This is a genomic window from Ruegeria sp. (assembly GCF_028066395.1).
GTDB lineage: Bacteria > Pseudomonadota > Alphaproteobacteria > Rhodobacterales > Rhodobacteraceae > Ruegeria.
Window position 1 is genome coordinate 11,320 of record NZ_JALCBM010000069.1, and the last position, 11,560, is coordinate 22,879.

Genomic DNA, 11,560 nt, shown 5'->3' on the forward strand with positions numbered 1-11,560 from the left:
GGAAACACATGAGGACTGGTGATCGGGCTACCGCCCAGCGAATAGGTCAGTGTGAACGAGCCTGCGGCATCAACATTGTCAGACACAGTGGTTGCAAACGGCACGCTGGCCGTGCCCTGTCCCGCAGCCGTGGCCACGGCAATGTCGGTGACAGCGGCAATGACCGGGGCCTCGCCATCCGATACCGTGACATCAAATGTCACCGGAGCCGCCGCATTGCCCGCGCTGTCGGCGCTGCTGGTGACGGTGACCGTATTTGTGCCCACCGGGAAGGCGTGCGGGCTGGTGATCGGGTTGCCACCCAGTGAATAGGTCAAAGTGAATGTTCCCGAAGCATCCACATTGTCCGACACTGCAGTCGAGAATGAAACACTGGCTGTATTCGATCCGGGATCGGTCGATACAGAGCTGTCGCTGACCGCGCCGATAACGGGGGCTTCGTTGTCCGATACGGTAACATCGAACGTGACGGGAGCAGCCGCATTGCCTGCGGCATCAGGGGTGCTGGTCACGGTGACCGTGCTCGTGCCGACAGGAAAGGCGTGCGGGCTTGTGATCGGGCTACCGCCCAGCGTGTAGGTCAGGGTAAACGAACTCGATGCGTCCACGTTATCGGAAACCGAGGTCGAAAATGGCACGCTGGCCGTGCTCATACCTGTATCGGTCGAAACGGAAATGTCACCAATCGCGCCAATCACCGGAGGTGTGGTGTCAGGCACCGCTTGTGCGCCCTGAACGAATGCCGCGGACGACCCGGTGAAGGCATATTCGAACGGCGCTCCGTTGAATTCGTATGAAAAGCCGTAATACGTATCCGCCGCATAGGTTGAATCCGCACCGTCTTGCTGAAGGTTGGTTATACTGCCTGACGCACCGCCCAGACATGTCTCTAGCGAAGCCGCAGTGATCGGCCCGGCCGAGCCGGATGCGGGCGCGCCAGAAACATACCCGCCGCCGCCGATTTCCTCGAAAATGGGACCCGCATCAAACAACAGGATGTACATGTCCCCGCTCGCACCATCATTGAAGACTTCTAAGTCACAACTTCCAAAACTGATGGTGTTAAAGACATTTCCAGTAGCATCAAAACTATATGCCGGAGCTGCTGTCAGCGACGCAAAAAGCGCCGCGCCCACTGTGCCCCACCGTTGGGCGAACCGTGTATTTTTCATTTTATTCCAATTTAGTACGCGTTTCCTTGATCGAATCGCGTAAAGACAGTTTTGGGCATTACTGTGTTCAAATTGAGGTTACCGCCCTTTTGGTGGACCCGTAGCAAAAGCGCGACAGGATGATCGCGGTCATACCGGGCGAATGCGGTCCCGGCATTCGCAAATGACCCTCTCGATGCCGCAATCGATTGTTGACCCTGTCTTGCATGTTCTGGCATGAACGCATCACGTTCGGTTCCGGGGATGTCCCCGGAGGCAAGAGGGAATGCAGTGCGGCGCGTTCACGCCAATTCTGCAACTGCCCCCGCAACTGTAAGCGGTGAGCACGGCTGACAATGCCACTGGGATACCCCGGGAAGGCCAGCCAAATGCTTTGACCCGCGAGTCAGGAGACCTGCCGAACATGCGCCCCCGGAAGGGGTGCTCATCATCGGCCACGGGGTGTGCGCCGGGTCCGTTTGTCTCAGTCGGCGAACGGCATCACGCTCCCCCTGGGTCAAAGCCAATTTGCGCCGGGGAAGGCGTGACATGAGAAGGACTGAATTCATGAAAAAACTGCTGTTGGCGGCCACTGCCGCCGTGGCGATGCCTGCATTGGCGCAGGCGCATTTCCTGCTGGAATACACCGACAACACCATGATCGAGCGTCCGGGCGACGTTCCGGTCAAGCTGATCTTCTGGCACCCGTTCGAGGCCGGTCACGTGATGACCCTGGAAAAGCCGGAAGAATTCTTCGTGATTCACAACGGCGAAAAAACCGACCTGATGGAAACGCTGGAAGAAACCACCTTCGACGGTCCGGACAACAGCGCCAAGGCTTTCCTCGGTTCGGTGCCTGTAAAGCGCTCGGGCGACTATGTGGTGGTGACCGTTCCCGCGCCTTATTATGAGGAATCCGAGGATATCTATATCCAGCAGATCACCAAGGCGTATCTGAACCGCAACGAACTGCCCACCGATTGGGATCAGCCGCAGGGTCTGGCCACCGAAATTCTGCCGCTGAACAAACCCTATAACATCATCGCCGGATCAACCTTCACCGGCCGCGTGCTGAGCGAAGGCAAACCCGTCGCCGGTGCCGAGATCGAAATCGAATACATCGCCGCAGCGCCCGACATGGTGGGCACTGGCGCGCAAGAGGCCACCGTCTCCCCGCTGCCGGGCGGTGCGCTGGTCGCGATCTCGGACGATAACGGCTATTTCAGCTTTGGCGTGCCAAAAGCGGGTTATTGGGGGTTTGCCGCTCTGGGTTCGGGCCCTAAAACCGAACATGACGGCAAAGAGCTGAGTCAGGACGCGGTGATCTGGATTCGCGCCTGGGATCTGGAGTAAGCCCCAATGCACATCGTAGACGGAGCCCTTTCAAACCCTGTCGTGATCGGCGGCGCAGTCGCCGCCGCAGGCGGGATTGCCCTGGGGCTGAAATCGCTGGATCTGGATCGCATTCCCACGGCGGGCGTGCTGTCGGCCAGCTTTTTTGTCGCCTCGCTGATCCATGTACCGATTGGCCCGTCTTCTGTGCATCTGATCTTGAACGGTCTGGCCGGGCTTCTGCTCGGCTGGGCCGCCTTCCCTGCCCTTTTCGTCGGCTTGCTGCTTCAGGCCGTGTTCTTCGGCTTTGGCGGCCTGACCGTGCTGGGAATCAATACAGTAAACATTGCCCTTCCGGCGGTGTTGACCTGGATGATCTTTGGCCGCCTGATCGCGCGCGGCTCGCCTGTGCACGGGGCGATCTGGGGCGGCATTGGCGGTGCGTTTTCCATCGCCGCCACAACCGCCTTCGTCGCGGTTTCGCTGGCCCTGTCCGGCGATGAATTCCTGCCCGCCGCCAAGCTTGTCTTTTTTGCCCATATCCCGGTCATGGGGATCGAGGCTGTGCTGACGGGCTTTGCCGTTCTGCTGGCCCGCAAGGTCAAGCCCGAGCTTTTTATCAAAGGCGCATCCGCATGAAACAGATGATCCTTGTTTCTATCCTGATCCTGACCCCGCTTCCGGCGCTGGCCCATAAGGTCATCGCAGGCGTATTCCCCGCAGGCGACGCCATTGAAGGCGAGTTGGGATTTTCCAATGGCGATATGGCAGAGGATCAGGACGTCATCGTCTATGGCCCGGATGGCACTGAACTGGGCCGAACCGTGACCGACGCGGATGGTTTCTTTATCTACACGCCGACCAAACCCGTGGCGCATAGGTTCACGGCAGACCTTGGCGCCGGGCATGTGGCCGACATCACCATGCCCGCCGACGAGGTTGCCCAGATCATGGGTGTGGAGGCCGAAAAGGTGGAAACACCCGCTTTGACTGCGCCTGCCGAGGGTACTGCGACAGTCGCTGTGGCCTCTCTTTCGGATGAGGAACGCGCCGCCATCGCCAAGGCGGTGCGGGATGAGACCCGCCCGCTGCGCCGCGAAATCGCCGCCTATCGCGAACGTAACGATCTGCAAACCATTCTGGGCGGCATTGGCTATATCATCGGCCTGTTCGGCATCGGCTTTTACCTCGCCGCACGCAAGAAGATGGCCACCTGATGGCACATGCGCTGGAACCCCAGGCCAAAACGCTGGCCGAGGCAGGCAGGGATGCCCCGCACGGGGTGATCAGCGACTATGACCCGCGCATGCGCATCGTGGTGGCCTGCGTCTTTGCCGTTGTCACCGTCGCCCTCAGCACCATTCCGGCGCTGATCACGGCTCTGGCCGTTTCAATCGGGCTTTTGCTGATGTCGCGATTGCCCATCCGCCGCACCCTGAAACGTATGGCGATGATGGACAGTTTTATCATCTTCATGCTGATCCTCCTGCCCTTTTCCATGCCCGGCGACGCGATGTTCACCGTTTTCGGGTTTCCGGCCAGTTGGCAGGGCCTGTGGAAAGCCATCGAAATCGCCCTGACGGCCAATGCGGTGATCTTGGCCCTTATGGTTCTGGTCGGCACGATGGAGCCCGTCACCCTTGGCCATGCCCTGCACAAGCTGCGCTGCCCGGAAGCGCTTGTGCATCTGCTGATGTTCACCATCCGCTACATCGAAGTGCTGCGGGAAGAGTATTTGCGCCTGCGCGCCGCCATGAAAATTCGCGGGTTCCGGCCCGGCACCAACTGGCACACCTACCGCAGTTTCGGATATCTGGTCGGCATGATGCTGGTCCGCGCCATCGAACGATCCGAGCGTATTCTGGGCGCCATGAAATGCCGGGGCTTTTCCGGGCGGCTGCTGATGTTACAGGACTTTGCCATGACCCGTCGGGATCACCTGTTTGCGGCGATGCTGTGTTCGGTGTGCATGGGCCTTTTGTTCCTGGATTTTCTATGACGATCCTTAGGCTTGAAGACGTATCTTTCGCGTATCCGGGCCAGACCCCGGTGCTGAACGGCGCGTCGTTTCAGCTTGAACCCGGACAGCGCCTGTCGATTACCGGCCCCAATGGTTCGGGCAAGTCCACCCTGTTCCGCATCGCCCTGGGCCTGCAGACGCCAACCGCCGGACGCGTGACCGCCTTTGGCAAGGAACGGCGGGTCGAGGCGGATTTTCACGATGTGCGCCGCCGGATCGGGCTGGTGTTTCAGGACCCCGATGACCAGCTGTTCTGCCCGACGGTGGCGGAAGACATCGCTTTCGGCCCGCTCAACCTTGGGCGCAGCACGGCCGAGGCATTGGCCATCGTCGACAAGGTGTTGACCGATCTGGACCTGATGCATCTGCGCGATCGCATTACCCACAAGCTCTCAGGTGGTGAGAAACGGCTTGTGACGCTGGCAACCGTATTGGCGATGGAGCCCGAGGCGCTGCTGCTGGATGAACCCACCAACGCGCTGGACACCAAAAACGAAGCGCGCCTGCTGGAGATTTTGCAAGCGTTGCCGCAGGCCATCCTGCTGGTCAGCCATGCACCGAACTTCCGTCAGGCCCTGGCCCCTGAGACGCTTGAACTGCGCGATGGACAGCTTTCTGCCCCCACTATTTGATTTTCTGTCGCGTACCTCGCGCATAAACAGTCACGCAGATCTGTGAAAAGCCATTGACCCTGCGTCAGGCAGAAACGGAACAGAGTTCTTTTGATGCCGGAAAACAAGCCGCTCCGCCTGTTTGCGCTTGATCGTTTCTCTGGCCAGCGCATGGGTGGTGTGGGATAATTTTTCCCGTATCTCGCAAATCTGACGATGGGTGAAAATTTTTCCGACTTCACCCCCAAGGTGCAATGATTCCGCCTCGACCCCGTTTGCGATCAATATGGAATGGTCCGCCAGCAGTATGTGAAAATACGTCACCCCGTTTCCGGGCGCGGCTTTGTCTACTCCGCTGATGTTCAACAGATGCTTGGCGGGCACCAGCACCTCCCTATTGCCGGTCATCCTCTCGGATATCTTTGAACGCACGAGTATCCTGTGCTGAGGCGACACGAGCAGATCAGAATGCGGGACGTTGGGCGCCAGACTACCCTTCCCAATTCGGATTGGAGACAGGTCAGGCTCGTTATGAAGCATGAATTTTGAAAGGCATCTTTTGCCGATCCAAACAACGGGTCGAGGCCCCTTGTCCGCCGTTGAGACACTATCGCCTACAGCAAGGTGCTGTATCCGCTTTTCGCGCCTATCGCCCATGAGGATCAGGGTGTCTTCAGCAAAACAGGGCACCCCAAATCTATTGGCGACAACAACCATTGTTCCACGCGGCACACCTGCGGCATCGGTGATCGAAAAGGTGCTATACGTTGCCTGCGGATTTTCCCATCCAAGCGGCACGGATGAGGTCTGCGTGACAGACCATCCGCTGGGATAATTGATATCAACCGTTTCCAGCTCTCCATCGCCAAATCTGGACAGAACCGAAATCGTGCCCGAGAAATCTTCGCCTATGTTTACGACAACGGTGTCATCAGAAGAATTACCGCCAACGTTCAGAGAAAAGCTACCGCTTGTGGATGCATCTAACGTGTATTTGGTCATGTCTCGCCCAAGGTTTCCCCCTCGAAACACCACAAACACGAAAAGATTTATTTTTGCTCAACGGTGGCCGTTCCCGGGTGGCCCAGCCAATGGGTTACGAGGCGTTCGACCGGTCCGAATAATAAAAGGCGATAGCCTGCGCGCGATTTTTGACCGACAGCTTTTCGTAGATGTTTGACAGGTGGAACTTCACCGTGTTGGTGGAAATCTGCAATTCCCTTGACAGTTCCCGGTTCGACATTCCTTTGGCCAGTGCCTCCAGAATGGCCAGTTCTCTGCGCGACAAGGTCTGCAGGGGGCTTTGCTGCACCGTGCGCACATCGATGAAGGGGAAAACCATCTTGCCTCGGGCGACTTCGACGCAGGTTTCCAGCAGGCCTTCAACCTCACCCGAACGGGGTGCGAAACCGGCAGCCCCGGCCTGCATCGCCAATCGCGGAACATCTCCGGTCGTGTCCCCGTAGATCACAAAACGGGGCGCGTTTTCCTGTTCGCGCAGAACTTCGATCAGTTTTGCCGCCCCTAAGGCAGGCAACTCCCAGGACACCACACAGACCTTTACAGGCACGCGCATGACGGCCCCCAGAAACCCCTCGGCGGTTGCAGATGTGGCCACCAATGAGAATCGCAAATCCCGTTCAAAGATTTCGGACATGGCCGAAAGGACCAGAGGGTTGTTGTCCGCAAGCATGATGTCGATCGGGCGCGACGTTGACTCCGACATTGTTTTTCCACCTGAATTTTCAATACCCACCCTAATGGGTAGGTACATCTTTGGTATACGCTGGTATATTTACCTAAATGGGTAGGTACTTCCCCATCCAAATAGATATACTGAAACAGTAGTAAGTTACGTTGCGTCCTCGGGCAAGGGGCGGTTTTTCTTCTTGGTAACGCGACGGGTGGAGAGCTTCGCAAGCACCACCGCCAGGGAGGATCGCATATGACATTTCAAATCTACCCCACGCTCGAAATCCCCGAGACGTTGGCCGCAGGCCCCGGGCCGGGCAATACGGACGCCCGCGTGCTGAAGGCATTTGCCAGCGCCGGTGTCGCCGACCATATGCAAGGCGACGTGTTGCGCGGCATGATCGAATGCAAGCACATGCTGCGCGAGATCTGGGGGACAGACAACACTTACACCTTTGCCGTCGCTGGCACGGGCTGGAGCGGTCTGGACACCATGTTTTCGGCAGTGATGCCCGGGGACAGGGTTGTGGCGTTCACCAATGGCACCTTCTCGGGCATCGACGCGCTGACCCTTCGGATCAAGGCCGCAACGCCTGCGGAACACGCCGCCAATCCGCTGGACCCGCACGCCGCCAGTGTGACCGTGATCGAGGTCCCCCATGGCCAGCCGGTCACTGGTGAGATGGTCGAGGAAGCTCTGGCCGCGCACAAGCCGAAATGGGCCTTCATGGCGCATTGGGAAACCGGCTCGGGCCGCGTCAATGATCTGCGCGGCTTTTCGGATGCCTGCGCACGCCATGGCGCAATGGGGCTGGTCGATGCGGTGTCGTCGCTGGGCGTGGCAGATTTCCGCATCGACGACTATCCCGGCATCGCCGGTTGGGCGTCCTGCCCGCAAAAGGGTCTGTGCTGCCTGCCGCTGACCTATGCGCCCGTCAGCTTTACCGACGCTTACATCGAGGCCCTGCGGACAACCGGCGCCTACAGCTATGTCCACAACCCGATATACGAAGCCCGCCACTGGGGCATCGTCGATGGGCAGGATGTGGAAAAGGGCACATATCACCGAACCCATTCGGGTTACGCGGTCGCCGCCTTCCACGAATCCCTGCGCCTGACCTTGCAGGACGGTTTGGCAAAGCGGGCGCGGTGCTACCGAACGCACGAAGCGGTTCTGCGCGACGCGGTCACCGCGATGGGATGCACGGTAACCTCGGACATGCCCAGCCTTGTTGTCCTGAACCTGCCCCCCGCTCTGGCTGGACGCGAGATGGAACTGGTCCAGAACTGCCGCGCCCGTGGGTTCGGCATCTGGCCGACACTCAGCGCGCCGGTACAGGTGCGCATCGGCATCCTCAACCAGCTGGACCGACAGGCCATCAGCCGCATCGTGCATCTGTTTGGTGACGCGATCCGCGAATTGGGCGGCCAAGTGGATTTCGACATCATCGAGGCGCTGCTGGAAAGCCGCTATGGCACCTCGATTGCCGCCTAACCGCACTGCATGAACGGGAGGAATGCAGATGGATATCCACGAATATCAGGCGAAAGAGCTTCTTTCGAACTTCGGGGTCGAAACCCCCTCGGGTGCGCTGGCCTACAGCCCTGAACAGGCGGCCTATCGGGCGCGTGAACTGGGCGGCGACAAATGGATCGTCAAGGCGCAGGTCCACGCGGGCGGGCGCGGCAAGGCCGGAGGGGTCAAGCTGTGCAACACCGAGAATGAAATTTACGAGGCCTGCGATGACCTGTTCGGTCGCAAGCTGGTCACGCATCAGACCGGCCCCGAAGGCAAAGGCATCTACCGTGTCTATGTAGAAGCTGCCGTGCCGATTGATCGCGAGATTTATCTGGGCTTCGTGCTCGACCGCTCCAGCCAGCGGGTCATGATCGTCGCCTCGTCCGAAGGCGGGATGGAGATCGAGGATATCTCGGCCGATCGCCCGGAAAGCATTGTCCGGTCCATTGTCGAACCGGCGGTTGGGTTGCAGGAATTCCAGGCGCGCGAAATTGCGTTCGAGCTGGGGCTGGAACCGAAACTGGTGCAGCAGATGGTGCGCACGCTGCAGGGGTGTTATGCCGCCTTCAGCGATCTGGACGCCACCATGGTCGAGATCAATCCGCTGGTCATCACCGGCGACGACCGGGTGCTGGCGCTGGACGCCAAGATGAGCTTTGACGACAACGCCCTGTTCCGGCATCCGCAAATCGCCGAACTGCGCGACAAAAGTCAGGAAGACCCGCGCGAAAGTCGCGCAGCGGATCGTGGCCTGTCTTATGTCGGGCTGGACGGCAATATCGGCTGTATCGTCAATGGCGCCGGTCTGGCCATGGCCACCATGGACACCATCAAGCTGGCCGGGGGCGAGCCTGCCAATTTCCTCGATATCGGCGGTGGTGCCTCGCCCGAGCGCGTCGCCAAGGCGTTCCGGCTGGTTCTGTCGGATGACAACGTGCAGGCCATCCTCGTCAACATCTTCGCCGGTATCAACCGCTGTGACTGGGTGGCGGAGGGCGTGGTTCAAGCGTTGAAAGAACTGGATATCGACATCCCCGTCGTGGTGCGGCTGGCCGGGACGAATGTCGAGGAAGGCCAGAAGATCCTCGCCAAGTCCGGCCTGCCCATCATTCGCGCGACAACCTTGATGGAAGCCGCCGAACGCGCTGTGGGCGCCTGGAAAAACGACCTGAGCCAAGGCACCAAAATGAGGGCTGTGTAATGAGCATTCTTCTCGACCGAGATTCGCGTGTCATCGTGCAGGGCATCACCGGGCGCATGGCCCGCTTCCACACCAAGGATATGCTGGCCTATGGCACCAATGTGGTGGGCGGCGTGGTGCCCGGCAAACATGGCGATACTGTCGAAGGCGTCCCGGTCTTCGATACGGTCAAGCAGGCCGTCCGGGAAACCGCTGCGGATACCAGCCTTGTGTTCGTGCCGCCCCCGTTCGCGGCGGATGCGATCATGGAGGCCGCGGATGCCGGTATCCGCTATTGCGTCTGCATCACCGATGGCATTCCGGCGCAGGACATGATCCGGGTCAAGCGGTACATGTATCGCTATCCCAAAGACAAGCGCATGGTCCTGACCGGACCGAACTGCGCGGGCACGATCTCTCCGGGCAAGGCGCTGCTTGGGATCATGCCGGGGCATATCTACCTGCCCGGGCATGTGGGGATCATTGGCCGCTCGGGCACGCTGGGATATGAGGCCGCGGCACAGTTGAAAGAGCGCGACATCGGCGTGTCGACCAGCGTTGGCATCGGTGGCGACCCGATCAACGGATCGTCGTTCAGGGACATCTTGCAACGGTTCGAAGAAGACGAGGACACCCACGTCATCGCGATGATCGGTGAAATCGGCGGCCCGCAAGAGGCCGAAGCCGCCGAGTACATCCGTGACCACGTTACCAAACCGGTTATCGCCTATGTCGCCGGTCTGACCGCCCCCAAGGGCCGGACCATGGGGCACGCAGGGGCCATCATCTCGGCCTTTGGCGAAAGCGCCAGCGAGAAGGTGGAAATCCTGTCCGCCGCCGGTGTGACCGTGGCCGAAAACCCGGCTGTCATCGGCGAAACAATCGCCCGCGTGATGGAGGCTGCGTGATGGTCAAACCTTCGGTTCTTGTCACCCGCCGCTGGCCCGCCGCCGTCGAGGCGCAACTGGCCGAGAATTACAACGCCGTATTGAACACCGGGGACACGCCCATGTCCCCGGCAGACATCCGGCAGGCGCTGAAATCCTATGATGCCGTGCTGCCCACAGTCACGGATACATTAAGCGCCGAGGCGCTGGATGTGCCCGGCGCGCAGACAAAGATCCTTGCCAATTACGGTGTCGGCTACAGCCATATCTGCGAGCCATCGGCCCGCGAACTGGGCATGACCGTGACCAACACGCCGGACGTGCTGTCCGAATGCACCGCCGATATCGCCATGACCCTGATGCTGATGGTGGCCCGCCGCGCGGGCGAAGGCGAGCGTGAGCTGCGTTCGGGCAAATGGACCGGCTGGCGACCCACGCATCTGGTCGGCACCAAGGTCAGCGGCAAGACGCTGGGCATCATCGGCTATGGCCGTATCGGGCAAGAGATGGCCCGCCGCGCCCATCACGGGTTCGGCATGGATATCCTTGTCTACAACCGCAGTCAGGTTGCACCGGACGTTTTGGCCCAGTGCAATGCGGTGCAGGTGGATTCAGTCGATGACCTGCTGCCGCAATGTGATTTCGTCTCGCTCCATTGTCCCGGCGGGGCCACGAACCGGCACCTGATCAACGCGCGCAGGCTTGGCCTGATGAAACCCGGCGCCTTCCTGATCAATACCGCCCGTGGTGAGGTGATCGACGAATGGGCCCTGATTCAGGCGCTGATGCTGGACATGATCGGCGGCGCGGCGCTGGACGTCTTCGACGGCGAACCGCGCATCAGTCCGGACCTGTTGCACTGCGACAACCTCGTGATGCTACCCCATCTGGGCAGCGCCACGCGTGAGGCGCGCGAGGCGATGGGGTTCCGTGTGCTTGATAACCTGAGCGACTTTTTCGAAGGCCGAGAACCTCGCGACCGGGTGATCTGAGGCCCAGCCGTACCGCCAGACAATCCACAGATTGGCTGCATCCGTCTTTCTTCTAAAGGAGATTTGATCCGTGAACGCCCCGCATCGAACAGATAATTTCTTCACCCAATCCCTATCCGACCGCGACCCCGAGCTGTTCGGCTCGATCACGTCCGAACTGGGCCGCCAGCGCGACG

12 protein-coding genes and 1 riboswitch are annotated in these 11,560 nt (G+C 59.9%); of the genes, 9 read left to right on the top strand and 3 right to left on the bottom strand.

What is annotated here, in order from left to right; translation table 11 throughout:
• Positions 1–1,172 (bottom strand): HYR domain-containing protein (locus MPJ51_RS17870; RefSeq protein ID WP_298389457.1); only part of this gene is annotated, 1,172 nt, incomplete at its 3' end.
• Positions 1,173–1,387: 215 nt separating this feature from the next.
• A riboswitch (cobalamin riboswitch) is annotated at positions 1,388–1,589 on the top strand.
• A gap of 129 nt (positions 1,590–1,718) precedes the next feature.
• Here MPJ51_RS17870 and MPJ51_RS17875 point away from each other — a divergent pair.
• Genes MPJ51_RS17875 through MPJ51_RS17895 form a run of 5 tightly spaced genes read left to right on the top strand, consistent with a single transcriptional unit; the run spans position 1,719 to position 5,135 of the window.
• Positions 1,719–2,504, top strand: a complete 786-nt coding sequence (locus tag MPJ51_RS17875) for a DUF4198 domain-containing protein (protein WP_298389459.1) — start codon at positions 1,719–1,721, stop codon at positions 2,502–2,504.
• Positions 2,505–2,510: 6 nt separating this feature from the next.
• The gene (gene cbiM / locus MPJ51_RS17880) at positions 2,511–3,122 is read left to right on the top strand and encodes a cobalt transporter CbiM (protein ID WP_298389461.1); all 612 of its coding nucleotides are present in this window, start codon (positions 2,511–2,513) and stop codon (positions 3,120–3,122) included.
• Positions 3,119–3,700: a cobalt ABC transporter permease gene (locus tag MPJ51_RS17885; RefSeq protein ID WP_298389463.1), complete on the top strand. Its 582-nt coding sequence runs from the start codon at positions 3,119–3,121 to the stop codon at positions 3,698–3,700. The genes cbiM and MPJ51_RS17885 overlap by 4 nt, the downstream gene beginning before the upstream one ends.
• Positions 3,700–4,482: a cobalt ECF transporter T component CbiQ gene (gene cbiQ, locus MPJ51_RS17890; RefSeq protein ID WP_298389465.1), complete on the top strand. Its 783-nt coding sequence runs from the start codon at positions 3,700–3,702 to the stop codon at positions 4,480–4,482. Before MPJ51_RS17885 ends, cbiQ begins: the two co-directional genes overlap by 1 nt.
• Positions 4,479–5,135 (top strand): ABC transporter ATP-binding protein, encoded by a 657-nt coding sequence (locus MPJ51_RS17895; protein ID WP_298389467.1) that lies wholly within the window; start codon positions 4,479–4,481, stop codon positions 5,133–5,135. Before cbiQ ends, MPJ51_RS17895 begins: the two co-directional genes overlap by 4 nt.
• 30 nt (positions 5,136–5,165) lie before the next feature.
• Here the strand turns inward: MPJ51_RS17895 and MPJ51_RS17900 are convergent, their stop codons facing one another.
• A complete protein-coding gene (locus tag MPJ51_RS17900) occupies positions 5,166–6,116 on the bottom strand; it encodes a Hint domain-containing protein (RefSeq protein ID WP_298389469.1) in 951 nt (316 codons plus the stop codon).
• Between the two features lie 94 nt (positions 6,117–6,210).
• Positions 6,211–6,840: a response regulator transcription factor gene (locus MPJ51_RS17905; protein WP_298389470.1), complete on the bottom strand. Its 630-nt coding sequence runs from the start codon at positions 6,838–6,840 to the stop codon at positions 6,211–6,213.
• 219 nt (positions 6,841–7,059) lie between these two features.
• Between MPJ51_RS17905 and MPJ51_RS17910 the strand changes: the two genes are divergently transcribed.
• The 4 genes from MPJ51_RS17910 to MPJ51_RS17925 are packed head-to-tail and all read left to right on the top strand — an operon-like array spanning position 7,060 to position 11,384.
• Positions 7,060–8,301: an aminotransferase gene (locus MPJ51_RS17910; protein WP_298389472.1), complete on the top strand. Its 1,242-nt coding sequence runs from the start codon at positions 7,060–7,062 to the stop codon at positions 8,299–8,301.
• 28 nt (positions 8,302–8,329) lie between these two features.
• Positions 8,330–9,526, top strand: coding sequence for a malate--CoA ligase subunit beta (locus MPJ51_RS17915; RefSeq protein ID WP_298389474.1), 1,197 nt, complete (start codon positions 8,330–8,332; stop codon positions 9,524–9,526).
• Positions 9,526–10,413 carry a succinate--CoA ligase subunit alpha gene (gene sucD / locus MPJ51_RS17920; protein WP_298389476.1) on the top strand — a complete coding sequence of 296 codons (888 nt, stop codon included), beginning with the start codon at positions 9,526–9,528 and terminating at the stop codon, positions 10,411–10,413. Before MPJ51_RS17915 ends, sucD begins: the two co-directional genes overlap by 1 nt.
• Positions 10,413–11,384: a D-glycerate dehydrogenase gene (locus tag MPJ51_RS17925; RefSeq protein ID WP_298389478.1), complete on the top strand. Its 972-nt coding sequence runs from the start codon at positions 10,413–10,415 to the stop codon at positions 11,382–11,384. Before sucD ends, MPJ51_RS17925 begins: the two co-directional genes overlap by 1 nt.
• The last annotated feature ends 176 nt before the right edge of the window (positions 11,385–11,560 follow it).

Excerpts from the sequence above, each read along its gene's own strand:
- MPJ51_RS17900 (WP_298389469.1), bottom strand. The coding sequence starts at position 6,116 with ATGACCAAATACACGTTAGATGCATCCACAAGCGGTAGCTTTTCTCTG.
- MPJ51_RS17885 (WP_298389463.1), top strand. The coding sequence starts at position 3,119 with ATGAAACAGATGATCCTTGTTTCTATCCTGATCCTGACCCCGCTTCCG.
- sucD (WP_298389476.1), top strand. The coding sequence starts at position 9,526 with ATGAGCATTCTTCTCGACCGAGATTCGCGTGTCATCGTGCAGGGCATC.
- MPJ51_RS17875 (WP_298389459.1), top strand. The coding sequence starts at position 1,719 with ATGAAAAAACTGCTGTTGGCGGCCACTGCCGCCGTGGCGATGCCTGCA.
- MPJ51_RS17895 (WP_298389467.1), top strand. The coding sequence starts at position 4,479 with ATGACGATCCTTAGGCTTGAAGACGTATCTTTCGCGTATCCGGGCCAG.
- MPJ51_RS17910 (WP_298389472.1), top strand. The coding sequence starts at position 7,060 with ATGACATTTCAAATCTACCCCACGCTCGAAATCCCCGAGACGTTGGCC.
- cbiQ (WP_298389465.1), top strand. The coding sequence starts at position 3,700 with ATGGCACATGCGCTGGAACCCCAGGCCAAAACGCTGGCCGAGGCAGGC.
- MPJ51_RS17915 (WP_298389474.1), top strand. The coding sequence starts at position 8,330 with ATGGATATCCACGAATATCAGGCGAAAGAGCTTCTTTCGAACTTCGGG.
- MPJ51_RS17905 (WP_298389470.1), bottom strand. The coding sequence starts at position 6,840 with ATGTCGGAGTCAACGTCGCGCCCGATCGACATCATGCTTGCGGACAAC.
- MPJ51_RS17925 (WP_298389478.1), top strand. The coding sequence starts at position 10,413 with ATGGTCAAACCTTCGGTTCTTGTCACCCGCCGCTGGCCCGCCGCCGTC.
- cbiM (WP_298389461.1), top strand. The coding sequence starts at position 2,511 with ATGCACATCGTAGACGGAGCCCTTTCAAACCCTGTCGTGATCGGCGGC.